The organism is Mesorhizobium ciceri WSM4083 (assembly GCF_000519305.1).
GTDB lineage: Bacteria > Pseudomonadota > Alphaproteobacteria > Rhizobiales > Rhizobiaceae > Mesorhizobium > Mesorhizobium ciceri_B.
Genome location: NZ_KI912610.1, coordinates 178,875 through 204,159 on the forward strand (window position 1 = coordinate 178,875; position 25,285 = coordinate 204,159).

Below are 25,285 nucleotides of genomic sequence, written 5' to 3' on the forward strand. Positions count from 1 at the left end.
GCTCGCTCTCTAATATTTTAAGAAAAATTGCGTCGGATTCCATGGGGTTAACCGTCGAGTAACATTAACGCGCTTTAATCATGCCTAGTTTGTACCGGGTATGTGCGGGTTAGTGCGATGCAACTCAGTGTTTTGAAGACAAACGGTCGCAATCTGGCGCGAGGGTGCGCCATACTGATGGTCGCGGGTGCTGCTGCGGGGTGCAGTTCCCAGGTTTCGCGGTTTAATGGCGTCGACGACGTCTTTACATCCTCGACCAACAATCAGCGCGCCATCATCAGCAAGCAGGATGCCGTACAGCAGCCCTATCCGGGCGATGTCGCCGCCGCTCCGATCGATGGCAGCCATACACAATCGGTCAGCCGCTCCAGCCTCGAGCCGGTCTCGACGCGGCCGCTGCCGCCGCCGGTTGCCCAGGCGCAGCAGGCCCCCGAACTGGCGCCGGCATCGAAGCCTGTGCGCACCGCATTGGCCCCGGCACCGCATGTCGACAGGACCACGACCGGCACGGTCGCCCCAGTGGCGTCGCCTTTCAAGGTTTCGCAACCTGACGAACCCCGCATGGCTGCTTCCGGCACTCCGCATGCAACCGAGATCGTCGTCAGGGACGGCGAAACGATCGGCGGCCTGGCGCAGCGCTACAAGGTGCCGTCCGACGTGATCATGAAGGTCAACGGGCTGAGCGCGACCAAGGGGCTGAAGACCGGCCAGAAGCTGGTCATCCCGGCCTACGCCTATTCCAGCAAGGGCGAGGCGAAGGTCGCCGACGCCAAGCCGGCGAAAGACGGCAAGCACAACCTGCCGGCCACTGCGCCGGACAAGGTCGCCGTCCTGCCGCAGCAGCCGAAGCCTAGGGAGGGCAAGTCCGCCGCTCAGGTCGACACATCGGCCGCCGCGAGCCAGCCCAAGGAGCCGAAGCCGCAGGTGGCCGCGGCCAAGGCGACCAATGCAGCTGGCACCTATACGGTCCAGTCGGGCGACACGCTTTCTTCGATTGCCAGAAAGACCGGTGTCGGCGTCGTTGCCATCAAGCAGGCCAACGGCATGCAGGATGGCTTGCTCAAGATCGGCCAGACCCTGAAGGTGCCGGCCGGTGGAACCGCGACCGTCGCCGCCGCCAAGCCGGCCAAGGTCGATCCGGTGACGACGGCCACGACGCAGCCTGCGGCAAAGACCACGCCGTCGGAAACGCTGGCGTCCTACACACCGCCGAAGAAAGATTCGAAGGTCATCCAGCAGGCCGAGGCCGACGATGCTGTCGCGCCGGACGCCACCGGCATCGGCAAGATGCGCTGGCCGGTGCGCGGCCGCGTGATCTCCGGTTTCGGCTCCGGCAAAGACGGCGTTGACATCGCCGTACCCTCTGGCACTCCGGTCAAGGCAGCCGAAAACGGCGTTGTCATCTATGCCGGCGACGGCCTCAAGGAATTCGGCAACACGGTGCTGGTGCGCCACGAGAATGGCCTGGTCACCGTCTACGGCCACGCCAGCTCGATCGAGGTGCAGCGCGGCCAGAAGGTCAAGCGCGGCCAGGAAATCGCGCTGTCGGGCATGAGCGGCACGACGGACTCGCCGAAGCTGCACTTCGAAGTGCGCAAGAACTCCGCCCCGGTCGATCCCTCGGGTTACCTCGAATAGAAGAAAAAAAGCAATTTGCGGGCCGTCTGACCTCCAGTCCGGCCCGCCGGCTCAGCCCGTTCCGAAAGGAGCGGGCTTTTTCAGTTGGTTGTGGGATCTTGTGTGTTTCCATGCATGGTCGTTTTCCCGAAACCGAGACCGCTTTTCGGGCATGGAAATCCCATCAGGCATTCAGTAATTTTCTTTGCCTATGATCGCCGGCACTCGGGACCAATCGCTAGGCAAATTATGGCAAATTTAGATGTGTGGCGCCAGACAAGGACGCGGCTGCTAATTGGTGTGCCGCTCGTGGTTGGCGGTACAGTTCTTCGCCACTACAGTTTTCATGCCTTCGAACTTCTAATGTTCGGGTTCTCGATTACGCTGACCCTTTTCTCGATCTGGCTTGTCTACCGCAGTTGGCCGAGCCGAGAGCAAAGACTGCAAGGCAAGACCAGCGCCGCCTATGCCGGCGTGATCATGGCCTCATTCCTTCTTGTTGTGTCCCTTTACGGAAACTACATCGTCTTGCCTGTGGTAACCGGTTGATCGACATTGGGTAGACGCGGTTGCGTTCCACCCAGCCAAATTGAGCTTCGACCAGTTCAGTCCTTCAGGGGTTTGCCGAGCCGGCCAGCCAGATCCTGGGTGAACTGCCAGGCGACGCGGCCCGAGCGGCTGCCGCGCGTCGTCGCCCACTCCAATGCCTCAGTGCGTAGCTGCTCGGGATCGATGACAAGGTCATGATGGCTGATATAGCCGGCGATCATTTCGAGATATTCGTCCTGCGAACATTTGTGGAAGCCGAGCCACAGCCCGAACCGGTCGGACAGCGACACTTTTTCCTCGACCGCCTCGGACGGGTTGATGGCGGTCGAGCGCTCATTGTCGATCATGTCGCGCGGCAACAGATGGCGGCGGTTCGAGGTGGCGTAGAAGATGACATTGACTGGCCGACCCTCGACGCCGCCTTCGAGCGCTGCCTTGAGCGATTTGTAGGAAGTGTCGTCATGGTCGAAGGAGAGGTCGTCGCAAAACAGGATGAAGCGGAAGGGGGCCGCCTTGAGCAATCCCATCAGCTTCGGCAGCGTGTCGATGTCCTCGCGGTGGATTTCGATCAGCTTCAGCGGCAGGTCGGACTTGGTCTTGGCGTTGATCTCGGCATGCACGGCCTTGACCAGCGACGATTTGCCCATGCCGCGCGCGCCCCACAACAATACGTTGTTGGCCGGATAGCCGGCGGCGAAGCGTTCGGTGTTGTCGACAAGGATGTCGCGGACGCGGTCGACGCCACGGATCAGGCCGATGTCGACGCGATTGACCTTGCGCACCGGCTCCAGATAGCCCGGATCGGCCTGCCAGACGAAACAATCGGCCTCGCCGAGGTCGGTTTGGGGCACCGGCGGCGGGGCAAGGCGGCTCACCGCCTCGATCAGCCGGTCGAGTTTCTGGTTCAGGGCTTCAATGCTGCTGTCGGTCATGACTGTCTTTTGTTTTCGCGTTTTTGATGTCTGGGGGCGTGAAGCTGCCCGATTCCGCCTGATACAAAACCGGTCGCAACCTTTTGTTAGAGCATAATCTTTTGCGGAAACCGGCTCGCGCTTTTCGCGATCATGCTCTAACACGGCTCAACAGGCCGTAAAAGCAGCCGATTTGGCCGGCCGCGCAGTTGCATTGACAACTTTACCGACTATATTCCGGCCAAATTTCAAAGGCCGCCAAATTGGCGGCTGTTTTCAAAATTCAGGAGTACCTCGATGTTCGTGACACCGGCATACGCCCAAGGCGTCGGCGCTTCTCCAGACATGTTCATCAGCATTTTGCCATTTGTCCTGATTTTCGTGATCATGTATTTTCTGATCATCCGGCCGCAGCGCACGCAGCTGAAGAAGCGCGGCGAGATGCTGGCGGCTGTCCGTCGCGGCGACACGGTCGTCACCGGCGGCGGCTTCGTCGGCAAGGTGACCAAGGTGATCGACGACAACGAGCTCGAGATCGACCTCGGCAATGGTTTGAAGGTGACGGCGCTGCGCTCGACGATCGTCGATGTGCGCGTCAAGGGCGAGCCGGTGGCCAACCAGAACGCCAAGAAATAATCCAATTTTAGGCGGAGCGATCCGCGGACACGCTCTGACGGACGACGCCATATGTTGTATTTCTCGCGCTTCAAGATGATCCTGATCTGGGTGGCCGTGGCCATCACGGTGATCCTCGCCGCGCCGAACCTGTTCTCTGCCAGCACGCTGGCGCAACTGCCCAACTGGGTGCCGAAGCGGCAGATGACGCTCGGCCTCGACCTGCAGGGTGGTTCGCACATCCTGCTGGAAATGAACCAGAACGATCTGATCAAGGACCGGCTGGAGACGACGCGCGACGAGATCCGCACGCTGCTGCGCGACGCCAAGATTGGCTATACCGGCCTTGCCGGCACGGGGCGGACCCTGCAGGTCCGCATCACCGATCCCGCCCAGATCGATGCCGCCAAGACGGCGCTGAAGACGCTGACCGATCCGGTCGCCGCCGGCCTGTTCACCGGCGGCTCCGTCCAGGAAATGACGCTCGACGATTCCGAGCCCGGTCTGCTCAAGTTCAATGTCACCGACGCCGGCATCAAATACCGCACGTCGACCGCGCTGACGCAGTCGATCGAGGTGGTCGAACGCCGCGTCAACGAACTCGGCACAACCGAACCGATCGTGCAGCGGCAGGGCGACGACCGTATCCTTGTCCAGGTGCCGGGTCTTCAGGACCCGCAAAGGCTGAAGGAAATCCTCGGCCAGACCGCCAAGCTGACCTTCCAGATGGTCGACCAGTCGATGCCGGTGCAGGACGCGCTCAACGGCCGTCCGCCTGCCGGCTCGTCGGTGCTGTATTCGCAGGACGATCCGCCGGTTCCCTATCTGATCGAGAACCGCGTCATCGTCTCGGGCGAAAACCTCGTTGATGCACAGGCGACATACAATTCGCAGAACAACGAGCCGGTGGTGTCGTTCCGCTTCGATTCGAAAGGGGCGGCGCGCTTCGGCCAGGCCACGGCGCAGAATGTCGGCAAGCTGTTCGCCATTATCCTCGACAACCAGGTGATTTCGGCGCCGCAGATCCGCGAGCCGATCCTCGGCGGCACCGGCCAGATCTCAGGCAATTTCACCGCCCAGAGCGCCAATGACCTTGCGGTGCTGCTGCGCGCCGGTGCGTTGCCCGCGACGCTGACGGTGATCGAAGAACGTACGGTGGGTCCGGGCCTTGGCCAGGATTCGATCCATGCCGGCAAGGTCGCCGGCATCATCGGTTCTATCCTCGTCGTCGCCTTCATGTTCGTCGCCTACGGCTTCCTCGGCTTCCTCGCCAACATCGCGCTGGCGGTGCACGTGGCGATGATCGTCGGCGTGCTCTCGTTGCTTGGCGCTACGCTGACCTTGCCTGGTATCGCCGGTATCGTGCTGACCATCGGCATGGCGGTCGATTCCAACGTGCTGATCTACGAACGCATCCGCGAGGAGCGACGCGCCGGCCGCTCCGTGATCCAGGCGATCGATACCGGTTTCACCAAGGCGCTGGCGACCATCGTTGATTCCAACATCACCTCGCTGATCGCCACCGTGGTGCTGTTCTATCTCGGTACCGGGCCGGTGAAGGGCTTTGCCATCACCTACGCCATCGGCATCCTGACGACCGTCTTCACCGCCTTCACCTTCACCCGTCTGCTGGTCTCGATCTGGCTGCGGCGTGCTCGCCCGAAGGAACTGCCGCGCGCGCCGGTGACCTTCGTTCCACCCGGCACCAAGATCCCCTTCATGGGCATCCGCCGCTGGACGTTCACGCTGTCCAGCGCACTGTCGATCCTGTCGGTGGTTCTGTTCATGACCGTCGGCATCAATTACGGCATCGACTTCAAGGGCGGTTCGCTGATCGAGGTGCAGGCCAAGAGCGGCAATGCCGACCTCGCCGACCTCCGTGCGCGGCTGACCGAACTCAACATCGGCGAAGTCCAGGTGCAGCAGTTCGGTACGCCGAACGATGTGCTGATCCGCGTCGGCACGCAGGATGGCGGCGAGAATGCCGAGCAGACCGTCATCGACAAGGTGCGTGGCGAGCTGCAGGACAATTACGATTTCCGCCGCGTCGAAGTGGTCGGACCGACCGTCTCGGGCGAGCTTGCCAAGCAAGGCACGATCGCCATGCTGATCGCGCTGCTTGGCATCCTGGTCTATGTCTGGTTCCGCTTCGAATGGCAGTTCGCGGTCGGCGCCATCGTGGCGACGGTGCACGACGTGGTCATGACGCTTGGCTTCTTCGTCATCACCGGGCTGGAGTTCAACCAGTCATCGCTGGCGGCGATCCTGACCATCATCGGCTATTCGCTGAACGATACGATCGTGGTCTATGACCGTGTTCGAGAGGATCTGCGGAAATACAAGCGCATGCCGCTGCCGCAACTCCTGAACAACGCCATCAACGAGACGCTGTCGAGAACGACGCTGACATCGGTGACGACGATCCTGGCGCTGCTGGCGCTGGTTCTGTTCGGCGGCGAGGTGATTCGCTCGTTCACCATGGCCATGCTGTTCGGCGTCGTCTTCGGCACCTATTCGTCGATCTTCATCGCCGCGCCGCTGCTGATCCTGTTCAAGCTGCGGCCGCAGGCCACGGCCGACGAGGAGAAGCCGGTCAATGGCGGCAAGGCGGTCGCGACCTGACGCGCCGGGTATAACGGTGACCGGCAAAGGCATCGTCATCCGCGAGGCGCATTTTCCCGGACGCGCGCCGATCGAGGCTTATGGCAATGGCGGGTTCCGCTTTGCCGACATGTCGCATCGCGGCTCGCTCATGTGTCTGCCATCCGGCATCCATGGCTGGGAGCCGGCGGATCCCCTGGCGTTGACAGTGGCGGACTTCGACAAGCTGCTGACCGAGGCCGACAAGGTCGAGATCCTGCTGGTCGGCATGGGCAGGGATCTCCGGCCATTGCCTGCGGCACTGCGGGCCGCGCTGAAGGCCGCCGGCATTGCATCCGACCCGATGTCGACGGGGGCCGCGGTGCGGACCTACAATGTCCTTCTGGCGGAAGAGCGCGCGGTGGCCGCGGCGCTCATCGCCGTAGATTGACATGTCCCAGAATGCCAAAATCGTCATGGACGCGGTGCGCGTCGCCGACCATGACCGCTATCTGACCGTGCTTTATGCGCCGGCGGACAAGCGCGACGCGCTGTTTTCGCTCTATGCCTTCAACGCCGAGATCGCGGGCATCCGCGATCGCATCCACGAGGCGCTGCCGGGCGAGGTGAGGCTGCAATGGTGGCGCGATGTCATTGCCGCCGGCAGCGAGGCGGGCGCCGGCCATCCCACAGCCGAAGCCTTGAACGCTACGATAGCGACATTCGGTCTGCCGAAGCCGGCCTTCGAGAACATGCTCGATGCGCGCATCTTCGACCTCTACGACGACCCGATGCCATCGCGCACCGATCTGGAGGGCTATTGCGGCGAGACGGCCGCAGCACTCATCCAGCTTGCGGCGATGGTGCTCGATCCCGGTGAGGCGCCACGGTTTGCCGAACTGGCGGGCAGGGCAGGCTGTGCGCAAGCGATGACCGGCCTGTTGCTGCTGTTGCCGCTGCACCGCAGGCGCGGACAGTGTTTTGTCCCGGCCGACATTCTGGCGGCGGCGGGATCGTCGCCGGAAGAATTCGTTGCCGGCGACGGCGGACCCGGCGCCAAACGCGCGGTGGCGGCGATGATCGCGCTGGCACGGGAACATCTTTCCGCCTTTGAACAGGGCGCGTCGGCTGTTCCGGTCTCGCTGCGCCCGGCATTCCTGCCGCTGGCCCTGTCGCGTGCCTATCTCGGCAAGATGGAGAATGGCTCGCCGCTTGATGGTGTTGCGCGGCTGTCGGCCTTGCGCCGGCACTGGCTGTTGCTGCGTCGTGCGGGCAAGGGCTGGCCGGCACTTTGACGTAAACGTCAATCATGTTAAGACGTCCCGGCGCCAAAACTGTTGCCGAAGACAACAGACCGGCCGGAGGAGATCAATGAGCTTACCCATATTGGTAGCGATCGTTACCTTCGGCATCGCGCTGTCGGTTGCGGCGGTGCATTTCACCGGCGGCAGCAAGACGGCGACGCTGGCCGACGCCGATCAGGCAATGAGCCGATTCGCCGAGGATTTTCCCGACGAGACCGCAACGGTGGTGCGCCTGACGGCGGATGCCAGGACGGCGTTTCTGGATGTCGGGCGAGGGCGCATCGGCATCGTTCACGGCATCGGCGACTGCTTTTTGACCCGCATCGTCACGCCTCGAGATGTCGGGGTTTTGACCGCCGAAGATGGAAATACGGTCTCGTTCCGGCTCGCCGATTTCACCTGGAAGGGCGGCCGCTTCCGCTTTGCCAGCGCAACGGATGCGCTGAGCCTGCTGGAAGCGCTTGAGCCGCAACGTTCGAATTCCACTGGGGAGGCCGCGTGATGGACAGCTACAATTTCCCGCAAGTCACCCAGCTGGCCATCCCGTTCTTTGTTGTCGCGATCCTGATCGAGCTGTGGCTGGTGCGCACCGGCCGCGCCAGGGGTTCGTTCGAAACGCGCGACACGTTGACCAGCCTGATGATGGGCACCGGCAATGTCGTCGCCGGGCTGCTGCTTGGCGTGGTGTCCTACTGGGCACTGCTGTGGCTCTGGCAATTCCGCGTCTTCAATCTCGGCCTGTCGGTCTGGGTGTTCCTCGCCGCCTTCCTGCTCGATGATTTGCGCTACTATTTCTATCATCGCATCGCGCACCGGGTGCGCTGGGTGTGGGCCGAACACGTCAACCACCATTCCAGCCAGCACTACAATTTGTCGACGGCGCTGCGGCAGAGCTGGACGGGCCTGTTCACCTTCATGTTCGTGCTGCAGGCGCCGCTGGTGCTGCTCGGCTTCCACCCGGCGGCGATTGCCTTCACCTTCGGCTTCAATTTGGTCTGGCAATTCTGGATCCACACCGAGACCATCGGCAAGATGTGGGGCTGGTTCGAGTTCGTCTTCAACACGCCCTCACACCACCGCGTCCACCACGCCACCAATCCGCGCTATCTCGACGCCAACTATGCCGGAACGCTGATCGTCTGGGACCGCATGTTCGGCACCTTCGTCGGGGAACTGGAGGAAGACCGGCCGCGCTACGGCATCGTCAGGAATCTCGGCACCTTCAATCCGCTGAAAGTGGCGTTCCATGAATGGATCGGCATGTTCAGGGACGCCTTTGCGCCTGGCCTGACCTTGAGCGATCGCCTGAACTATCTGATCAAGCCGCCGGGCTGGAGCCATGACGGCTCGCGCGAAACCTCCGAGAGTCTCAAGGCCGCCTATGTCAGGCGAAATCCGAGCGAAGCGGGGAAGCCGGGATTGCCGGCAACGAGGGTCGAGCCGGCTGAATAGCTGTTCCATCGCGATTGCTATGAGGGCGCGCTCGAACCACCATCACGCATCAGCGTTTCGTAGTCGCGACCGCCGTAGAAGATGTTAACGATGCGGACGACAGCATCATCAATGATGTAAGCGACAAGGGCAGAGTGCTCGAACGGAACCGTTCGCAATCCTGGCACGATGTCGTCGCGCGATCGGCCGCCACGCGGTGCGTCGCCGATGCTCTGGCAGCGGTCTTCGATGCGCAAGGTGAACTTCAGCGCGACGTCAGGACTTCCACCGGCGTTGACGATATGTCTGAAAATGGCGGCCAGATCGGTCCTGGCACTTTCGCCATATTCAACCTTAAGCCGCTGAATCATCGCTGCGGCTCGAATATTGAGCGGCGAGCTCCCGAAGATGGTCGCGAACCTTTTCTCCCGAATGGCTCGGCCTCGTGTCCTCGATCGATGCTTTCACTCGTGCCCTGATCGACGCCATGCGTTCGGCATGCTCATCTTCCTCGCGCTGGAAGGCGCGAAGGGCGGCGCGGATGACCTCGCTCGCTGATCCGAAGGAGCCGTCCTCGACTTTCTCGCGGATCATGCGTGCCATGGCTGGCGTGACTGTGACAGACAGTTTCTCGGCGGATTCCATGGATGCGTCTCCCGGCATAAAGTAGGATACTATCCCACTTCGTGCCGGGTTACAAATCAGAACGCGAAGCTGTTTATTCCGCCGCCTCGGCCGTTTCCGTCTGTGCCGGCAGCCCCAGCCATTGCCGGCAATCGGCACGTGCGCGCGAGGTGATGGCATGCCGCTTGGCAACAGTCTTGTCCTTGCCGCGCATGCGTTTGCCCTCGGTCTTCGGGGCTTCGACAGGCGAGAACAGGCCGAAATTGACATTCATCGGCTGGAAGGAACGCTTTCCCGGTTCGTCATCGGAGACGATGTGGCCGCCGGTGATGTGGTTGAGTAGCGCTCCGAAGGCGGTGGTGAGCGGCGGCAGCGACGGTGCGTGGCCGAGCCGTTCAGCTGCGGCGAAGCGGCCGGCGAGCAGGCCGATGGCCGCACTTTCGACATAGCCTTCGCAGCCGGTGATCTGGCCGGCGAAACGCAGGCCGGGCCGCGACTTCAGTTGCAGCGAGGCGTCCAGCAAGGTCGGCGAGTTGATGTAGGTGTTGCGGTGCAGGCCGCCGAGGCGGGCGAAATCGGCGTTTTCGAGACCCGGTATGGTGCGGAACACGCGGACCTGCTCGGCATGCTTCAACTTGGTCTGGAAACCGACCATGTTGTAGAGCGTGCCCAGCGCATTGTCCTGGCGCAACTGTACCACGGCATAGGCCTTTACCGTCGGATTGTGGGCATTGGTCAGCCCCATCGGTTTCATCGGTCCGTAGCGCAGCGTCTCGACGCCGCGCTCGGCCATGATCTCGATCGGCAGGCAGCCGTCGAAATAGGGCGTGCCTTCCCATTGCTTGAATTCGGTTTTCTGCCCGTCGACCAGCGCTTGCACGAAGGCTAGGTACTGGTCCTTGTCCATGGGGCAATTGATGTAGTCCTTGCCGGTGCCACCTGGACCGACCTTGTCGTAGCGCGACTGGAACCAGCAGGTATCCATGTCGATCGTGTCGAAATGGATGATTGGCGCGATGGCGTCGAAGAAGGCGAGCGCATCGGCGCCGGTCGCTTCCGCGATCGACTGGGCAAGCCCGGGGGCGGTCAACGGACCCGTGGCAACGATCGCCTGGTCCCAATCCGTCGGCGGCAGACCTGGCACTTCCTCGCGCCGGATGGTGATCAGCGGGTGTGCTTCGAGTTTTTTCGTCACGGCATCGGCGAATCCGTTGCGATCGACGGCCAGCGCGCCGCCGGCCGGCACCTGGTTGGCGTCACCGGCGCTCATGATCAACGAGCCGGCCAGCCGCATTTCGGCGTGCAACAGGCCAACGGCGTTGTTGTCGGCGTCGTCGGAGCGGAAGGAATTGGAACAGACGAGCTCGGCCAGACTGTCGGTCTTGTGCGCATCGGTGCCGCGAACGGGCCGCATTTCATGCAGGATGACGGGCACGCCGGCCTGCGCTGCCTGCCATGCGGCTTCGGAACCGGCGAGGCCGCCACCGATGATGTGGATTGGATTTTTGCTCATGGACGCCGGAATAATCGCTTGGTGCGGCGATTGCAATTGCCGTGCGCGGTGCGGGGCAAACGGCTGCTGATGGGAGCGTCCCCTGAAAACAACAACACCCGCCGGGGGAGGAGGTCCGGCGGGTGTCGTTTTTGGGGTCGACCCTCGGGAGGAGGTGAAGGCCGACCATATTCGTCATCGCCGGGGAGGAGGTCGGCTTTGACGAAATTCCTTTCGCCATTTTAAAAGGGGCGAAACCTTTGGAGCAAAATTCGTTTTGCTCCGGGGAAACAGCGCCCGCCGCGGGAGGAGGTGCGGCGGGCGCCGTTTTTATGGCCAACCCTCGGGAGGAGGTGAAGGTCGGGCCTATTCGTCATCGCCGGGGAGGAGGTCGGCTTTGACGAAAACTCTTTCGCTGTTTGAAAAGGAGCGAAACCTTTGTAGGCAAATTCGCTTTGCCCCGGGGAAACAGCGCCCGCCGCGGGAGGAGGTGCAGCGGGCGCCGTTTTTGTGGTCAACCCTTGGGAGGAGGTAAGGGGTGACCGTATTCGTCAAGGTCGGGGAGGAGGTCGACCCTGCCGAAATTCTGGTTAGATCGCCTGGCGGGCGATGATCTTGATTTCGTCGCGGACGATACCGAGATCATGCAGCTGGCGGTTGGAAAGGCGACCCAGCTCGGTAACCGTCTCGCGATAAACGCGCCAGTTACGATAGTTGCGGATCAGGTTCATTGTCGGTTCTCTTTTTCAAAACTGGTTCGGACCATTCGCGGTCCGAAGAATTAGACCGCCTTGCGAGCGACGTAAGGAATGTCGCTGCGGCTGATGCCGAGGTCGGTCAGTTCACGGTTGCTCAGGCGGCTCAGCTCGGACACGGTGTCCCTGTAGCGGCGCCAGTTGCGGTAGTTGCGGATCAGGTTCATGGTAGTTCTCGTTTCGTCTTTCTTGCGGATCATTCCGTTTGTGTACGAACTATAAATAGGCGGACCCATATCGATTTAAAAGCGCTATGGCTGCATGGCAGCAATGCAAATTGTGCAATGCAGCATTAACGAGCGTTCACGGACCTGACACAAAGAAACCCGAATCGGAAAATGCCGCCGCGTCAGCGGTTTGACCGGATCGGCTGAAAAAAAGACCGAACTGGGGGAGTGGCAGCATGGCGAGTTATTCGTCGCGGGTCAGGGCGGATATCGCGCGCTGGCAGCAGGCCGGGCTGATCGACGCGGCAACGGCCGATTCGCTTTCGCGCGATGTCGAGGCCAACGAGCGCAAGTCGCTCAGCTTCGGCTCTATCCTGGCAATGATGGCCGCCTTGCTGTTCGGCGCCGCCATCCTGATTTTCGTTGCCGCCAACTGGGACGCAATCCCGCGTCTGGCACGCGTGGCGGCACTGTTTGCCGTCATCCTTGGCGGCTATGTCGGCGGCGCGGTGCTGAAGGCCCGCGACCATGCGGCGATCGGGGAAGCGCTCTGGATCGTGGCGGCTGCGGCTTTCGGCGGCGCGATCGCGCTGATCGGCCAGATGTATCATCTCTCGGGCGACGAGGCCTCGGCTGTGGTCACCTGGGGCGCCGGCACGGCGCTGGCGGCGGTGGCGCTGCGTTCGAACCCGTTGACCATGGCTTCGGTCGGCATCGCCGATGCCTGGCTGTTCCTGAAAGGCTTCGACTACTACAGCCGCAGCGAATTTCCGCATGCCTTCTTGATCATGGCCATCGTGCTGTTTGCCGTCTCGTTCTGGACCCGCAGCCAGGCGGCGCGCCACCTGATCATCCTGTCGGTACTGTTCTATCTTGTGCTGCTGGTCACCAACCACGACACGCTGCAGGTGGCGATCCCGCTGGTCGTCGTCTCGGCGCTGCTGTTCGCGGCCTCGGTCTTCGCGCCGGATCCGGTCGACCGGGTCGTGCAGCTCGGCGGCCGCTTGCCCTTGCACGCACTGCTCGGCTTCCTCACCGGCCTCGCAATGATCCAGTTCGAACTCGCCGACGAGAGCACTTACAACAGCGGTTTCGCCATCGCTTCGGTGATCGCGCTGGCCGGCATTGTCGCGGCAATCGTGCTGGCAGGACGGGAGAGCCGTGGGCTGCGCTGGCTTGCCTATCTCGGCTTCGCCTTCGAACTCGCCATCATCTATGTGGTGACCTTGCAATCGATGCTCGATACGGCCGGCTTCTTCCTTGCCGCCGCGGTGCTGCTCGGCATCCTTGCGATCGTCATCATCCGCGTGGAAAAACGCATGAAGGGTCCAGATGCCAAAGGAGCCACGGCATGATCACCGGGAAAAGGCTTGTCATCTCGGCACTGGTGCTGGCGCTCGTCCAGATCGGCTTCCTGAGCTGGATCATCGCCGGCCGGGCGGCGATCCTGCGCAACGGCAAGGAAGTCCTGCTGAAGATCGAACCTGTCGATCCGCGCGACCTCCTGCGCGGCGATTATATTATCCTGGGCTACGAGATTTCGCGCATACCGGTGAAAATGATCGCCAACATCCCGCCCGACAAATTTTCAAGCGACGATACGTCGATTGTCGTGCGCCTGAAGAAGGGCGCCGACGGCTATTGGCAGCCGGCGACCGCCTGGTTCGGCAAGGCGCCAACGCCGGCCGCGGCCGACGAGGCCGATATTCTAGGCCATGTCGCCGAGGGCTGGGACCTTCGCGGCGAAGAGGCGACCATCGCACCGGACTATGGCATCGAGCGCTTCTATCTGCCGGAAGGCGAGGGGATGGCGATCCAGAACGACATGCGGGTGCGGCCATTCGGCATCCGTCTTGCGCTCGCCGGCGACGGCACCGCGCAGATCAAGGCGCTGGTCGACGGCGACAAGACGCTGTTCGAGGAACCGCTCTACTAAGTCCCTTATTTCCAGTGGTGTGAAGCATGCCAGTTAGCCTGTCGACGCGTGAGGACATCAACCTCGACACTGTTTTCCGTGTCGCCTGGAAGAAGGACACGGTGGAGATCGGCGAGAAGGCCCTGCAGCGCATCGCCGAATGCCGCGCCTCGTTTCTGAAGCTGATTGAATCCGATCCGCCACCGGTCATCTATGGCGTCACAACCGCCATGGGGGAATTGGCAAGCCGAAAGCTCGAACCTGACGAGCGTGATCGCCATGCGCGCATCAAGGCGTTTGCCGCCGCCACCTCGTTCGGCGATCCCTTGCCGGATCGCGTGGTCAGGGCGATCGTGCTTGCCCGTCTGACAAACTTCATCGAGGGCAACGCCGCTACAACGCCGCGCATCGCGCTTGCCGTGGCCGCAATGCTCGACGGGGAGCCGATGCCGGCGGTGCCGGCCTTCGGCCAGGGCGGCGCCGGTGAGATCCTGGCGCTCTACCCCTTGTTTGCAGAACTTTCGACGCGCTTCGACCTCGAGGTCAAGGAACGCGGCTCGCTCATCAACGGCTCGCCTTGCGCTGCTGCTCTGGTGGCAGACGCAGCGCTCGCGGCGCGCCGCCGGATCCGCATGGCGCACCAGGTGTTCGCGCTGTCGATCGAGGCGTTTCGTGCCCCGCTCGAACATTATGACGCCGCGCTCGACACGCTCTGGGGCGATGAGCATGAGGCCGCGGCCCTGCAGGGTTTGCGGGAATTTCTGGTTGGCGCCGGTGATGGGCGGCGCAATTATCAGGCGCCGGTCAGCTACCGCATCGTGCCGCGCGTCCTCGGCCAGGCGCATCGTGCGCTGTCGTCGGCCGAGCGGGCGGCCAATGTGTCGCTGGCCTCGATATCGGACAATCCGGTCTACATCCCGCCCGACGATGCACATCCGCTCGGCCGCTGCATCTCGACCGGCGGCTATCACAACGCCATGGCGACGCCGGCGCTGGACGATCTGGCGGCGATATGGGCCGACATCTGCCTGCTCTGCGACCGCCACGCCTCGAAGCTTCTCAACGGCAAGGTGTCGCTGCTGCCGGATCTGCTGATGACCGGACGTCACTCAGCCGACAGCGATGGCCATGGCAATGTCGGCTACGTGCCGATGGCGATCACCGGCTATCTCGAGCAGGCCAAGCTGGCCGCACAGCGCACCTTCATTCCGGGCACGGAATCGGCTGGCGCGGGGCAGGACGACGTCGCCACGACGGCATTCTTCGCATGGACCAAGGAGGCAACCGCCGGCCGCTGCGTCGATGCGGCCATGGCGATGCTGGCGATGATCGCCTCGCAGGCGCTGCACGTCACCGAACGCACGCCGCCGCCGGCACTGCGCTCCTTCGTCGATCAAATCAGAGTTATCGTGCCGCCTGTCGGCGCGGATCGTCTGCTAGGGCCTGAGCTTGCCAGGCTGGCGGAATGGTTCACTGAGAAAGTGTTCGAGGCGTAGAGATGTCGACAAGCCGTAGCTGGTGACTTGGTGCATCTGAACGGATTTCGAACCTGCCGAGCTTCAGGTGGCCTGCCACCCGAAGCTCGAAGAGCGAAGGGTGGTGCGGACGACGGGAATCGAACCCGTACGATCAGAGATCGAGGGATTTTAAGTCCCTTGCGTCTACCAATTCCGCCACGTCCGCAGGCCAGCCCTTTTCAGACGCCAGACAGAGGCCGTCAAGTCGTGTTGTTGAGCGTTCGCCGAACGTGCAAACAGACCGGGCGGCTTGATGATACTGGCGCGATCACGGAATTATCGGCGCGGCGGGTAGTGGTAGGATGCCTGTGTGGTGGATTTGATCCGCCAAGGCCGGCGCCTCTCAGGCCCAACCCATTCCCCCCGCCCACTGGGAGCGTCGGCCGCCAACTCCTTGAAACGGCTTTCCTCGAGCCTGTCCCGGCCCGTAGTGTCTCAACAGTGGGCTGGCTCAGAACTTGTAGCTCAAATTGATGCCGACCGCATTCAGCTTCACGTTTTGATCGCGATCGTTAAAGGGTTCTGCCACCTCGTAGTGCTCGGAGCCGAAATCATAGTAGCGATATTGCGCGCCGACGACGAACTTGTCGGTCAGCGCATAGTCGACGCCGGCACCCACGGTCCAGCCGACATTCGTGCGCGTGCTGGTGAACGCCGGACCCGCGACTTGCGATGTTTCGATGCCGGCAAAGGCGACGCCGCCAATGCCGTAGACCAGCAGGCGGTCCATGGCATAGCCAGCCTTGGCGTTGACCGACCCGAACCACTTGATGTCGGTGCCGAATGGGCTTCCCAGGCCCGATTCCGTCGTGCCGCCGACCGAGGAATAGTTGAGTTCCGCCTCGGCGCCGAGCACCGCCTGGTCGAACTGCCACAGGCCGGCGACATGGCCGCCGACAAAACCGCCGTCAATGTCGGGCGCGATGGAAAACGGCGCGCCTTCTGTCACCGATATATCGGATTGGCCCCAGCCATAGCCGGCCTGCAGACCAGCGTAGTAGCCCGTCCAGTCGAAGCCGGGCGCGGTCATCGGCACGTCGACCGCTGGGTCGGCTGCAAAAGCCGGCACGGCCAGAACGGCAAGGAAACCGGCACTTGCGACCATCAGTCGACGCATCGAACTCCCCGAAATGATGGTTCAGAAAGATCGTCAGAAGGATAACCGCATTCGCCGCAATCGCAATCCCCCTGTCGCCGCACAGAATCCTCTATCTGGCGTCGATGAAGTCCAGCACAGCCTGGCTATATTCATCCGGCGCTTGCAGCATGGCGAAATGACTGGCGTTGGGCAGGATGATCAGCTTCGCGCCCGGGATGGCGGAGGCGATGTATTCGGTGTGTTCGCGCTTGATCGCCTCATCGTGGTCGCCGGCAACGATCGCCGTCGGCGTGGTTATCCCAGCGAGCTGTTCCTTGGTCCACGCCGGCTCGCTCTCCCACATGTGGCTCATCTGCGCCACGAAGGCGTCATACTGGTCCGGTGTTTTCGACATCTTCTTGTAGTCGCGGCCGGAGCGGTCGATGTAGGCGGCAAAGGTCTTGTTGGTCATCACGCCCGGATCAAGGCCGTCGGTGGTTACGTTGGCGGCTTGCGCGAACAGCCTTGTCAGCCGCTCCGGATGATGCAGCGCGATGTCGATGCCGATGATGCCGCCGTCACTCCAGCCGACAAGCGCGGTCTTGTCGATCTTCAGGTAATCGAGCAGCGCCAGATAGTCCGACGCCATCAAGTCGTAGCCATAGGGCTGCTCGGTGCGGGTGGAGCGACCGTGGCCACGGCTGTCGGCGACGATCACCTTGTGCGTCTTGGAAAGCGTGGCCACCTGGCTGGCCCAGATGTCGCCGTGGCCGAGGCCGCCGTGGATGAGCAGCACCGGGTCGCCCGCGCCGAAAACGGCGTAATACATCTGGATGCCATTCACCGGCGCATATCCGCTCTGATCGGGTTTGGGCATGGCCGCTGGTTCCGGCAAGGTCTGCCAACGTTCCTCGGCGGCGGCAAAAGCGCTCGACGCGGCGAACAGGATGACGATCGCGAACACTTTGCAAAACCGGGTCATGTCTTCCCTCATATGGTTCGGTCCGCGGCAGCATCGCCTTTCAACCGGATTAGTCAACAAGCTCGCCCTGACGCGGCGTGTCGGACCGACGGCTCTGGCGGCGCCCGCCGACATTTGCGAGACTGGCCGCAACCGAGGAATCGCCAATGACGAAAGCAACGCCCGCAAAACCCAGACCGTGGACCGAGATGGCGACACATCTGGTCGATGTCGCCATGGGGCGGAAGCCCGCTGATCTGGTCGTGCGCAACGGCCGCTGGGTAAACGTTCATTCGGGCGAGATCATCGCCGGCACCGACATCGCCATTGCCGGCGGGCGCTTCGCCTATTGCGGGCCCAATGCCAGCCATGCCATCGGCCAGGGCACCAAGGTGGTCGACGCCGGCGGGCGCTATCTGGTGCCCGGCCTCTGCGACGCGCATATGCATGTCGAGAGCGGCATGGTGACGGTGACCGAGTTCTGCCGTGCCGTCATTCCGCACGGCACCACCTCGATGTTCATCGACCCGCACGAGATCGCCAATGTTCTGGGTCTGCCCGGCGTGCGGCTGATGCATGACGAGGCCGTCGCCATGCCCATCAACGTGCATGTGCAGATGCCGTCCTGCGTGCCCTCGGCGCCCGGGCTGGAGCATGCCGGCGCCGAGTTGACAGTCGCCGATGTCGCGGAGGCAATGACATGGGAAAACATCATCGGTCTTGGCGAAGTGATGAATTTCCCCGGCGTCGCCGCCAACGATCCTGTCATGTCGGGCGAGATCGCCGCGACGGTGAAAGCGGGGAAAACGGTCGGCGGCCACTATGCCTCGCGCGATCTCGGCCTGCCGTTCCATGGCTATGTCGCCGGCGGCCCTGAGGACGACCATGAGGGCACGCGCGCCGAGGACGCCATCGCCCGCGTGCGCCAGGGCATGAAGGCGATGCTGCGGCTGGGCTCGGCCTGGTACGACGTAGCCTCGCAGATTAAGGCGGTGACGGAGAGCGGCATCGATCCGCGCAACTTCATCCTGTGCACCGACGACAGCCATTCCGGCACGCTGGTCCAGGAAGGCCATATGGACCGCGTGGTGCGCCATGCCATCCAACAGGGGTTGAAGCCGGTGACGGCAATCCAGATGGCGACGCTGAACACCGCCCAGCATTTCAAACTGGAGCGCGAGATCGGTTCGATCGCGCCAGGGCGGCTGGCCGACCTGCTGATCGTCTCGGATCTCGCCGCAATGACCATCGACGAGGTCTATGCACGCGGCGTCAGGCTGGCCAAGGGCGGCAAGCTCGAAATCGACATTCCGGCCTATGATTACCCCCGGACGGCGAAGGACACCGTCAAGCTCGGCAAGAAGCTGAAGGGCGACGACTTCGATATCGCCGCCCCCAAGGGCGCCAACGAGGTGCGGGTGCGTGTCATCGGCGTCATCGAGAACCAGGCGCCGACGCGGGCGCTGGAGGCCGATCTGCCGGTCGAGGACGGGCTGGTCGCCATGGACCGCCGCAACGACATCTGCCAGATCGCGCTGGTCGAGCGCCACCGGGGCACGGGCGGCGTCACCAACGCCTTTGTCTCCGGCTTTGGCTATATCGGCGACTGCGCCCTGGCGTCCAGCGTGGCGCATGATGCCCACCACATCATCTGCGTCGGCACCAACAAGCAGGACATGGCGCTGGCCGTAAACCGCCTGGGCGAGGTCGGCGGCGGCGTCGTGCTGTTCTCCAAGGGCAAGGAATTGGCGCTGGTCGAGATGCCGATCGCAGGCCTGATGTCGGACGAGCGGGCCGAGATCGTCGCGGCCAAGGCCGAGAAGCTGACCGAGGCGATGCGCAAGATGGGCTGTTCGCTGAACAACGCCTACATGCAGCACTCGCTGCTGGCGCTGGTCGTCATTCCCGAACTCAGGATTTCCGATGTCGGGCTGATCGACGTGACGACATTCCAGAAGGTCGATCTGTTCGTGTAGGACGCCGGCGCTGCCCCTCATCGCCCTGCCGGGCACTTCTCCCCGTATAGTGACGGGGAGAAGTGGCTGGCCGCAACGCTGGCGCCCTACCAACGCTGGTGATTGGCGAAATCGGCGATGACAGCGCCCCTCTCCCCGTCACTATACGGGGAGAGGATGCCGGCAGGCAGGTGAGGGGCGGCGCCGACTTCGACACCTGACGGTCTCCACCAGGAAGCTGCCCGCTGGCTCACCCGCCGGTGGCGATGGTCAGCACCTTGAACGGCGTGGTGATGACGATCTCAGCGACCGAGCCGACGGCCTTGCCGAGGCCCTGGCCGAGATTGTTGAGCTGCGTCGGGTCGGGTTCGTCCGAGGCGAGGCCCGCCGGCGCCCGCAGCCGGTCGCCGAGCAGTTGCACCAGCATCGGGTTGTCGGCGAATTTGGCGTGGTTGAGGCGGTCGCCGCCCTTGGCCTGGGAAAGATCGACCACCGACACGCCATAGCTGGCGAGGTCTGCAGCGTTGCCGTAGTCGCCGACCCGCGGCTTGTCGCCCGAGATCAGGGAGGAGAGCTTGAGAGCCCGGTCATCGGCGGAGAGCAGAATGGCGAACGGCTTGTCGGGCTTGCCGTAGCGGATCATCTGTTTCTTGAACACGTCGACATCGATGTCGGGCGAGGCCAGGATGACGTAACCGAGTTTGTCGTCGAGATCGCGATCACCGGTGATGGCAAGCTGGCGCAGAGCCTCCATGGTCACCCAGGTCCCCATCGAATGGGCGATGATGTCGATGCTCTTGACCTTGGTCTTGGCCAGCATCCGGAGCGTCGCCTCGAGGTCGTCGCGCGCCGCGTTGGCGCTTTCCTTGTCGTAGATGTAACCCGTGGTCTTGCCGCTCGAAGCCCATGAGAACAGCACCGGGGTGCCGGGATATTTCGTGTCGTGCGCGATCTGCGTCAGCCGGTAGATGCCGTCGTCAAAACCGTTGTTGAAGCCGTGCACGAAAACCAGCGCACGGTCTCCGCGCATGGCGATGTCGGCGCCGACCGCCTTGGCGAACTGCGGCGCGCCTTCATAGAAGGTGACATCCTTGGCGGTGAAATCCTTGGCAGGATTGCTGTTTGCCGATCCCTTGGCCCGCTCGATGGCGCCGACCTGATGGTTTTTCGGGACGGTGACGTCGACACGGGCAAAGCTGGTGGTCAGCGAGCGATCGCCGTCGAACACCTGTCGCGGGTCCTTGGTTGCCCTCTGGCGGGTGGTGGCGACGAAGATTTCATGCGTGGCCGCGATGTCGGAAGCGGGCACCGTGACCGTCGTCTTGTTGAGCAGGTCGTGCGTTTTGCCGCCGGCGCAGCCGGTGACAGCGAGCGCCAATGCAACGACGAGGTAGCTCTTCGAACGCACGGTCACACGCAGGCTCCCGCAAAAGGGGACGTCAAACGCGTGACGTCGCTGGCTATTCCGATAAGGCCAGAGACCGGCGCGGTCCAGTTCAAAGTGAATCCACACGTCCGCGATGCCGGGCAGGCACGACGAAAACCGCGGGACCGCACCTATTGGCCAAGCAGGCTGATGCGGTCTGTCACGTCACGGTCGCTGGCAAAGCCGTCATCCTCGCGCAGCCGCTGGCCGATCATCTTCACCAGCGTCGGATTGTCGGCGAACTTCGTATGGTTGAAGCTGTCCGATCCCTTGACCTTGGACAGGTCGACGACCGACACGCCATAGGAGGCGAGATCGGCGGCATCCTTGTAGTCGCCGACGCGCGGCCGGGATCCGGCGATCAGGCCGGAGAGCCGCAGCGCGCGGTCGTCGTCCGACAACAGCAGGATGAACGGCTTGTCGGGCTTGCCATAGCGCCGCATCTGGCTCTTGAACACGTCGACATCGATGTCGGGCGAAGCCAGCACCACGTCGCCGAGCTTGCCGCCGAGATCGCGGTCGCCGGTGATGGCCATCTGCCGCAGCGTTTCCATGGTGACCCAGGTTCCGAGCGAATGCGCGACGATGTCGATGCGCCGCGCGCCGGACTGCTCCAGCATTCTGAGCGTCACTTCCAGCTGGTCGCGGGCAGCGCTGGCGCTTTCCTTGTCATAGACGTAGTCGGTGGTCCTGGCGCCCGATGCCCAGGAAAACAGCACGGGCGTGCCGGGATAGCCGGAATCATGGACGATCTGGGTCAGGCGATAGACGGCGGCATCGAAGCCGGTGTTGTAGCCATGCACGAAGACCATGACGCGGCCGCCACGCGCCGCGATGTCGGCGTTGAGCGCGCTGGAGAATTTCGGCTGCGTGTCGTAGCCGACGACCTCGGAAGCCATGAAATACTTGGCCGGGTCATCCGACTTGCCGCGCGAGCGGCGCTCGATCTGACCTGTCTTGTGAAGCCCCGGAACGGTGACGTTGACGCGGGCATAGTTCAGCGTCGCCGAGCGTTCGCCGTCGAAAACCTTGTTGGGATCATCGGATTTCTTGCGCGTCGTGGCGATGAAGATCGAGTGGTTGCCGGCGATCTCCGTCACCGGCGCGGACACCATGGCGCTGCCCAGCAATTCCTGTGTTTGCTGGCCGGCGCAGCCGGCGACCAACAAGGCCAGGACAACGGTAAAAATCTTCTTCAAAGGCACGCCTGAAATTCCAACTCCGGCCGAAAGGCCTGTCTACCCCCGCGACACCTCCGGACAGCCAGAGTGCGGCAGAACTAAGTCATGTCCATTCGAAATGTGATCGGCGCCCCGCTGCGGCCATCGTAGTGTTGCGCGAAAGCCCAAATGGCGGAAAACGCCTGCGTGATCCGCGCAATGAGCGGCGTCGCCGCCGGCCTTCCAATTCCCGCAGAGATAGCGATTTCAAGCCGCCCGGTGCCAAGGGCATGAGAATGTACCCACAAGTAGCTGAAAATATTCCGCAAAATTTCCACTTGGGAAGGGCGCACATGATGGACGATGGCGCCACGTAGCCGGATATGCAATAGGCGAGCTTGCGCCGCACCTTGTCAGGCGCTCAACAATTGGACGTGCACGACCCGATCAATGATAGAGGTCCGCGGACAGCGTGCAACGCAAGGTGGTTTTCCCCAAAGGTGGTTTCCGATGAACAGTTTCTCTTCCCGCGTTGCTGCCGCTGCCGCCGCGATCCGCCAGATCTTCCCTGAAACGCCGCTGCAGGAAAACGACTATCTGTCGAAAAAGACCGGTGCGCGGGTGCTGTTGAAGCGCGAGGATCTGTCGCCGGTCCGCTCCTACAAGATCCGCGGCGCTTTCAATTTCTTCCGCAAGACATTGGCGGCCGGCAACGAGGCAGAACTGTTCGTCTGCGCGTCCGCCGGCAACCACGCGCAGGGCTTTGCTTTCGTCTGCCGCCATTTCGGCAGGCGAGGCGTCGTGTTCATGCCGGTGACGACGCCGCAGCAGAAGATCGACAAGACCAGGCTGTTCGGCGGCGATTTCATCGAGATCAGGCTGGTCGGCGATTTCTTCGACGACTGCTATCGCGCGGCCCTGGAATTCACCGACAGTTCCGGCGCCCATATGGTGCCGCCCTTCGATCACAAGGACATCATCGAGGGCCAGGCAACCGTCGCCTACGAGATCGCAGACCAGATGCCGGGCGCCCGCATGCCCGATATCGTCATGCTGCCGGTCGGCGGTGGCGGCCTTGCCGCGGGCGTCACCCACTATTTCGCCGATCAGGGCAGGGAAGCACGCTTCGTCTTCTGCGAACCGGCAGGCGCGCCGAGCCTGCGCGAGAGCCTCGCGGCGGGGAAACGGCTCAAGCTCGCCAAGGTCGACAATTTCGTCGATGGCGCCGCGGTGGCCGAGATCGGCCGCGAGCCGTTGCGTCATCTCAAGGATTTTCCGGCCGACACAGTGCGGCTGATCCCGGAAAACCGGCTCTGCGCCACCATGATCGAAATGCTCAACGTCGAAGGCGTCGTGCTGGAGCCGGCCGGCGCGCTGGCGATCGATGCGCTGAAGGATTTCTCCAAGAAGGAGATCAGGGGCAAGACCATCGTTGCCGTGGTTTCGGGCGGCAATTTCGATTTCGAGCGGCTGCCGGACGTCAAGGAACGGGCGTTGCGCTTCGAGGGGTTGAAGAAATACTTCATCATCCGCTTTCCGCAGCGGCCAGGCGCGCTGCGAGACTTCCTCGAACTGCTCGGGCCCGACGACGACATCGCCCGTTTCGAATATCTGAAGAAATCGGCGCGCAATTTCGGTTCGGTGCTGATCGGCATCGAAACCAGGGATCGTCGCAATTTCGATCTGCTCAAGGCGAAGTTCGAGGCCGAGGGCGTCCAGTATCAGGACATCACCGACAACGAGACACTGGCCGGGTTCATCATATGAGCGGCAAGGAGGCAGGAAAAATCTTCGTCGCGCTGTTTTCCGGCATCAATGTCGGCGGCAACCGCATCGTCAAGATGGCGGAGCTGCAGTCGTTCTTCGAGGATCTCGGCTTTTCCGACGTCGCCACCTACGTGCAGAGCGGCAATGCCGTGTTCCGGGCGAAGAAGGGCGACGCGGCGGCACTGGCGACACAGCTCGAAGCAGCCTTCGAGAAGAAATGGGGGTTCCATTCGCGCATCATGGTGCGCGATCTCTCCTGGTTCGAGCGGCTGGTGAACGAAAACCCTTACCCGGAAGTTGCCGCGGACCATACGAAGCTGCACGCCTATGTGCTGGAGCGCGAGCCGACAGCGGACGAGGTGGCGCGGCTGACCGAAAAGTGCACCGGCCCCGAACGCTTCGAGATCAAGGGCGATGTGCTCTACCTCAGCGCACCGGACGGGCTGGGCAAATCGGTGTTTGCCGGGCTGATCCCGCGCACGCTGAAAGTACCGGGCACCGCGCGCAATTGGCGCTCCGTGCAGGCGCTGCTGGAGATGGCCCGTGTGCCCTGACTTGCTTTCGATTTAAAGTGCAGCCTTGCCGGTCGGCGAGTATTGTTCCTGGGTCAAGCCACTGTGTTTTTTCTGCAACAATTTGTGGCTGTCTGATTTGCTGGGCTGCCGAGATAACCCGCACCGTGGTAATCTCCCAATCTATTCTTGGGGGATTTCGATGAAACGTCTAATTATTGCGTCCACTTTCTTGATCTCTGCCTGCGGCGCATCGTTCGCGGCCGATGCGGTCATGACCGAGGTACCGGCGGGTTTCAACTGGTCCGGTGGTTATGTCGGTATCAACGCCGGCTATGGCTGGGGAAGTGCTGATGCAGTTGATCCGAGCAGCAATTTCTTCGAGGAAGACGCCGGCCAGACCTTCGACGTCAGTACCGATGGCTTTCTCGGCGGGGTCCAGGCTGGCTACAACTGGCAGTCTGGTGCGTTCGTATACGGTGTCGAAGCCGATCTCGGCTATCTCGGGATTCGTGGTGATAATTTCGTCGTCGAAAGTCCCGACAATTTCGGATCGACGAAGCTGGGCGTCTATGGCGACCTGACTGCACGCTTGGGCTATGCCGCCGACGACTGCTGATCTATGCAAAGGGCGGCGCGGCGGCCACGCATTACAAAGTAAGCTACGGCGACCTCGACGGCGGCGATCCCGATCCGGACAGCAATGCGTCGAAAAGCGGCGGCCGTTTCGGATACACGGTCGGTGGCGGTGTCGAATGGGCCGTTTCCGACAAATGGACCACCAAGCTGGAATATCAGTACTTCGATTTCGGCAAGGTTGGTTTGAGCGACCTCGATGGTGACGAGGCGAAGGTGAAGATCGACGCCCACACGATAAAGATCGGACTGAACTACAAGTTCTGATGATCGGCCGTTCCGATGTAGTTCAGATGGCGTCGCGACCAGGCGG

Annotated in this window: 26 protein-coding genes and 1 tRNA gene; 16 read left to right on the forward strand and 11 right to left on the reverse strand. The window is 62.5% G+C overall.

Annotated features, from left to right (window positions below; all coding sequences use genetic code 11):
* The first annotated feature begins 117 nt into the window (after positions 1 to 117).
* On the forward strand, positions 118 to 1,638 hold the full coding sequence (locus MESCI2_RS0126760) for a peptidoglycan DD-metalloendopeptidase family protein (RefSeq protein ID WP_027039153.1): 1,521 nt from the start codon (positions 118 to 120) through the stop codon (positions 1,636 to 1,638).
* A gap of 228 nt (positions 1,639 to 1,866) precedes the next feature.
* On the forward strand, positions 1,867 to 2,166 hold the full coding sequence (locus tag MESCI2_RS1000000138235; protein WP_155936693.1) for a hypothetical protein: 300 nt from the start codon (positions 1,867 to 1,869) through the stop codon (positions 2,164 to 2,166).
* Between the two features lie 56 nt (positions 2,167 to 2,222).
* Here the strand turns inward: MESCI2_RS1000000138235 and MESCI2_RS0126770 are convergent, their stop codons facing one another.
* Positions 2,223 to 3,098 (reverse strand): ATP-binding protein, encoded by an 876-nt coding sequence (locus MESCI2_RS0126770; protein WP_027039155.1) that lies wholly within the window; start codon positions 3,096 to 3,098, stop codon positions 2,223 to 2,225.
* A gap of 276 nt (positions 3,099 to 3,374) precedes the next feature.
* Between MESCI2_RS0126770 and yajC the strand changes: the two genes are divergently transcribed.
* The 6 genes from yajC to MESCI2_RS0126800 all read left to right on the forward strand — a co-directional run bounded on the left by yajC (position 3,375) and on the right by MESCI2_RS0126800 (position 9,028).
* Entirely contained in the window at positions 3,375 to 3,713 is a 339-nt protein-coding gene (gene yajC, locus MESCI2_RS0126775) for a preprotein translocase subunit YajC (RefSeq protein ID WP_027039156.1), read from the forward strand.
* Positions 3,714 to 3,764: 51 nt separating this feature from the next.
* Positions 3,765 to 6,314, forward strand: a complete 2,550-nt coding sequence (gene secDF, locus MESCI2_RS0126780) for a protein translocase subunit SecDF (RefSeq protein WP_027039157.1) — start codon at positions 3,765 to 3,767, stop codon at positions 6,312 to 6,314.
* A complete protein-coding gene (locus tag MESCI2_RS0126785; RefSeq protein WP_050596707.1) occupies positions 6,289 to 6,723 on the forward strand; it encodes an Mth938-like domain-containing protein in 435 nt (144 codons plus the stop codon). The genes secDF and MESCI2_RS0126785 overlap by 26 nt, the downstream gene beginning before the upstream one ends.
* A 1-nt stretch (position 6,724) precedes the next feature.
* Positions 6,725 to 7,567, forward strand: a complete 843-nt coding sequence (locus MESCI2_RS0126790) for a phytoene/squalene synthase family protein (protein ID WP_027039159.1) — start codon at positions 6,725 to 6,727, stop codon at positions 7,565 to 7,567.
* 76 nt (positions 7,568 to 7,643) lie between these two features.
* Positions 7,644 to 8,078, forward strand: coding sequence for a hypothetical protein (locus tag MESCI2_RS0126795; protein ID WP_027039160.1), 435 nt, complete (start codon positions 7,644 to 7,646; stop codon positions 8,076 to 8,078).
* Positions 8,078 to 9,028, forward strand: a complete 951-nt coding sequence (locus MESCI2_RS0126800; RefSeq protein WP_197031605.1) for a sterol desaturase family protein — start codon at positions 8,078 to 8,080, stop codon at positions 9,026 to 9,028. Before MESCI2_RS0126795 ends, MESCI2_RS0126800 begins: the two co-directional genes overlap by 1 nt.
* 17 nt (positions 9,029 to 9,045) lie before the next feature.
* Here the strand turns inward: MESCI2_RS0126800 and MESCI2_RS0126805 are convergent, their stop codons facing one another.
* The 5 genes from MESCI2_RS0126805 to MESCI2_RS1000000137565 form a co-directional block, all read right to left on the reverse strand.
* Entirely contained in the window at positions 9,046 to 9,378 is a 333-nt protein-coding gene (locus tag MESCI2_RS0126805) for a type II toxin-antitoxin system RelE/ParE family toxin (protein WP_081738917.1), read from the reverse strand.
* Positions 9,362 to 9,652 (reverse strand): type II toxin-antitoxin system ParD family antitoxin, encoded by a 291-nt coding sequence (locus tag MESCI2_RS0126810; RefSeq protein ID WP_027039163.1) that lies wholly within the window; start codon positions 9,650 to 9,652, stop codon positions 9,362 to 9,364. Before MESCI2_RS0126810 ends, MESCI2_RS0126805 begins: the two co-directional genes overlap by 17 nt.
* 73 nt (positions 9,653 to 9,725) lie before the next feature.
* Positions 9,726 to 11,144: a methylenetetrahydrofolate--tRNA-(uracil(54)-C(5))-methyltransferase (FADH(2)-oxidizing) TrmFO gene (gene trmFO / locus MESCI2_RS0126815; RefSeq protein WP_027039164.1), complete on the reverse strand. Its 1,419-nt coding sequence runs from the start codon at positions 11,142 to 11,144 to the stop codon at positions 9,726 to 9,728.
* A 569-nt stretch (positions 11,145 to 11,713) separates the two neighbouring features.
* Positions 11,714 to 11,854 (reverse strand): DUF1127 domain-containing protein, encoded by a 141-nt coding sequence (locus MESCI2_RS1000000137560; protein WP_013531314.1) that lies wholly within the window; start codon positions 11,852 to 11,854, stop codon positions 11,714 to 11,716.
* A gap of 50 nt (positions 11,855 to 11,904) precedes the next feature.
* Positions 11,905 to 12,045 carry a DUF1127 domain-containing protein gene (locus tag MESCI2_RS1000000137565; protein WP_013531315.1) on the reverse strand — a complete coding sequence of 47 codons (141 nt, stop codon included), beginning with the start codon at positions 12,043 to 12,045 and terminating at the stop codon, positions 11,905 to 11,907.
* A gap of 236 nt (positions 12,046 to 12,281) precedes the next feature.
* Here MESCI2_RS1000000137565 and MESCI2_RS0126830 point away from each other — a divergent pair, with 236 nt between their 5' ends.
* Genes MESCI2_RS0126830 through MESCI2_RS0126840 form a run of 3 tightly spaced genes read left to right on the forward strand, consistent with a single transcriptional unit; the run spans position 12,282 to position 15,456 of the window.
* Complete coding sequence (locus MESCI2_RS0126830) at positions 12,282 to 13,400, forward strand: DUF2157 domain-containing protein (protein WP_027039165.1); 1,119 nt, start codon at positions 12,282 to 12,284, stop codon at positions 13,398 to 13,400.
* The gene (locus tag MESCI2_RS0126835; RefSeq protein ID WP_027039166.1) at positions 13,397 to 13,981 is read left to right on the forward strand and encodes a GDYXXLXY domain-containing protein; all 585 of its coding nucleotides are present in this window, start codon (positions 13,397 to 13,399) and stop codon (positions 13,979 to 13,981) included. Before MESCI2_RS0126830 ends, MESCI2_RS0126835 begins: the two co-directional genes overlap by 4 nt.
* 26 nt (positions 13,982 to 14,007) lie before the next feature.
* Positions 14,008 to 15,456 (forward strand): aromatic amino acid lyase, encoded by a 1,449-nt coding sequence (locus MESCI2_RS0126840; protein ID WP_027039167.1) that lies wholly within the window; start codon positions 14,008 to 14,010, stop codon positions 15,454 to 15,456.
* 101 nt (positions 15,457 to 15,557) lie between these two features.
* On the opposite strand, the gene MESCI2_RS0126845 is transcribed toward MESCI2_RS0126840, so the two are convergent.
* From MESCI2_RS0126845 to MESCI2_RS0126855, 3 genes are all read right to left on the reverse strand, one after another.
* A tRNA-Leu gene (locus tag MESCI2_RS0126845) sits at positions 15,558 to 15,643 on the reverse strand.
* A 285-nt stretch (positions 15,644 to 15,928) separates the two neighbouring features.
* Complete coding sequence (locus MESCI2_RS0126850; protein ID WP_027039168.1) at positions 15,929 to 16,594, reverse strand: outer membrane protein; 666 nt, start codon at positions 16,592 to 16,594, stop codon at positions 15,929 to 15,931.
* 91 nt (positions 16,595 to 16,685) lie between these two features.
* A complete protein-coding gene (locus MESCI2_RS0126855; protein ID WP_027039169.1) occupies positions 16,686 to 17,537 on the reverse strand; it encodes an alpha/beta fold hydrolase in 852 nt (283 codons plus the stop codon).
* A gap of 146 nt (positions 17,538 to 17,683) precedes the next feature.
* On the opposite strand from MESCI2_RS0126855, the gene ade reads away from it, so the two are divergent.
* Entirely contained in the window at positions 17,684 to 19,492 is a 1,809-nt protein-coding gene (ade, locus tag MESCI2_RS0126860; protein WP_027039170.1) for an adenine deaminase, read from the forward strand.
* A gap of 229 nt (positions 19,493 to 19,721) precedes the next feature.
* Here the strand turns inward: ade and MESCI2_RS0126865 are convergent, their stop codons facing one another.
* Both MESCI2_RS0126865 and MESCI2_RS0126870 read right to left on the reverse strand, forming a co-directional pair.
* Entirely contained in the window at positions 19,722 to 20,885 is a 1,164-nt protein-coding gene (locus MESCI2_RS0126865) for an alpha/beta hydrolase (protein WP_027039171.1), read from the reverse strand.
* 143 nt (positions 20,886 to 21,028) lie between these two features.
* Positions 21,029 to 22,102 carry an alpha/beta hydrolase gene (locus MESCI2_RS0126870; RefSeq protein WP_027039172.1) on the reverse strand — a complete coding sequence of 358 codons (1,074 nt, stop codon included), beginning with the start codon at positions 22,100 to 22,102 and terminating at the stop codon, positions 21,029 to 21,031.
* 465 nt (positions 22,103 to 22,567) lie between these two features.
* Here MESCI2_RS0126870 and ilvA point away from each other — a divergent pair, with 465 nt between their 5' ends.
* From ilvA to MESCI2_RS1000000139350, 4 genes are read left to right on the forward strand one after another with little or no spacing between them, the layout of a single operon-like run.
* Entirely contained in the window at positions 22,568 to 23,824 is a 1,257-nt protein-coding gene (ilvA, locus tag MESCI2_RS0126875; RefSeq protein WP_024503866.1) for a threonine ammonia-lyase IlvA, read from the forward strand.
* On the forward strand, positions 23,821 to 24,378 hold the full coding sequence (locus tag MESCI2_RS0126880) for a DUF1697 domain-containing protein (protein ID WP_027039173.1): 558 nt from the start codon (positions 23,821 to 23,823) through the stop codon (positions 24,376 to 24,378). Before ilvA ends, MESCI2_RS0126880 begins: the two co-directional genes overlap by 4 nt.
* A gap of 25 nt (positions 24,379 to 24,403) precedes the next feature.
* Positions 24,404 to 24,955 (forward strand): outer membrane protein, encoded by a 552-nt coding sequence (locus MESCI2_RS0126885; protein WP_155936695.1) that lies wholly within the window; start codon positions 24,404 to 24,406, stop codon positions 24,953 to 24,955.
* On the forward strand, positions 24,955 to 25,239 hold the full coding sequence (locus MESCI2_RS1000000139350; RefSeq protein ID WP_430981688.1) for an outer membrane protein: 285 nt from the start codon (positions 24,955 to 24,957) through the stop codon (positions 25,237 to 25,239). The genes MESCI2_RS0126885 and MESCI2_RS1000000139350 overlap by 1 nt, the downstream gene beginning before the upstream one ends.
* Positions 25,240 to 25,285 lie beyond the last annotated feature (46 nt).

Coding starts and splice junctions, on each gene's coding strand:
- MESCI2_RS0126760 (WP_027039153.1), top strand. CDS start 118: ATGCAACTCAGTGTTTTGAAGACAAACGGTCGCAATCTGGCGCGAGGG.
- MESCI2_RS1000000138235 (WP_155936693.1), top strand. CDS start 1,867: ATGGCAAATTTAGATGTGTGGCGCCAGACAAGGACGCGGCTGCTAATT.
- MESCI2_RS0126770 (WP_027039155.1), bottom strand. CDS start 3,098: ATGACCGACAGCAGCATTGAAGCCCTGAACCAGAAACTCGACCGGCTG.
- yajC (WP_027039156.1), top strand. CDS start 3,375: ATGTTCGTGACACCGGCATACGCCCAAGGCGTCGGCGCTTCTCCAGAC.
- secDF (WP_027039157.1), top strand. CDS start 3,765: ATGTTGTATTTCTCGCGCTTCAAGATGATCCTGATCTGGGTGGCCGTG.
- MESCI2_RS0126785 (WP_050596707.1), top strand. CDS start 6,289: ATGGCGGCAAGGCGGTCGCGACCTGACGCGCCGGGTATAACGGTGACC.
- MESCI2_RS0126790 (WP_027039159.1), top strand. CDS start 6,725: ATGTCCCAGAATGCCAAAATCGTCATGGACGCGGTGCGCGTCGCCGAC.
- MESCI2_RS0126795 (WP_027039160.1), top strand. CDS start 7,644: ATGAGCTTACCCATATTGGTAGCGATCGTTACCTTCGGCATCGCGCTG.
- MESCI2_RS0126800 (WP_197031605.1), top strand. CDS start 8,078: ATGGACAGCTACAATTTCCCGCAAGTCACCCAGCTGGCCATCCCGTTC.
- MESCI2_RS0126805 (WP_081738917.1), bottom strand. CDS start 9,378: ATGATTCAGCGGCTTAAGGTTGAATATGGCGAAAGTGCCAGGACCGAT.
- MESCI2_RS0126810 (WP_027039163.1), bottom strand. CDS start 9,652: ATGGAATCCGCCGAGAAACTGTCTGTCACAGTCACGCCAGCCATGGCA.
- trmFO (WP_027039164.1), bottom strand. CDS start 11,144: ATGAGCAAAAATCCAATCCACATCATCGGTGGCGGCCTCGCCGGTTCC.
- MESCI2_RS1000000137560 (WP_013531314.1), bottom strand. CDS start 11,854: ATGAACCTGATCCGCAACTATCGTAACTGGCGCGTTTATCGCGAGACG.
- MESCI2_RS1000000137565 (WP_013531315.1), bottom strand. CDS start 12,045: ATGAACCTGATCCGCAACTACCGCAACTGGCGCCGCTACAGGGACACC.
- MESCI2_RS0126830 (WP_027039165.1), top strand. CDS start 12,282: ATGGCGAGTTATTCGTCGCGGGTCAGGGCGGATATCGCGCGCTGGCAG.
- MESCI2_RS0126835 (WP_027039166.1), top strand. CDS start 13,397: ATGATCACCGGGAAAAGGCTTGTCATCTCGGCACTGGTGCTGGCGCTC.
- MESCI2_RS0126840 (WP_027039167.1), top strand. CDS start 14,008: ATGCCAGTTAGCCTGTCGACGCGTGAGGACATCAACCTCGACACTGTT.
- MESCI2_RS0126850 (WP_027039168.1), bottom strand. CDS start 16,594: ATGCGTCGACTGATGGTCGCAAGTGCCGGTTTCCTTGCCGTTCTGGCC.
- MESCI2_RS0126855 (WP_027039169.1), bottom strand. CDS start 17,537: ATGACCCGGTTTTGCAAAGTGTTCGCGATCGTCATCCTGTTCGCCGCG.
- ade (WP_027039170.1), top strand. CDS start 17,684: ATGACGAAAGCAACGCCCGCAAAACCCAGACCGTGGACCGAGATGGCG.
- ilvA (WP_024503866.1), top strand. CDS start 22,568: ATGAACAGTTTCTCTTCCCGCGTTGCTGCCGCTGCCGCCGCGATCCGC.
- MESCI2_RS0126880 (WP_027039173.1), top strand. CDS start 23,821: ATGAGCGGCAAGGAGGCAGGAAAAATCTTCGTCGCGCTGTTTTCCGGC.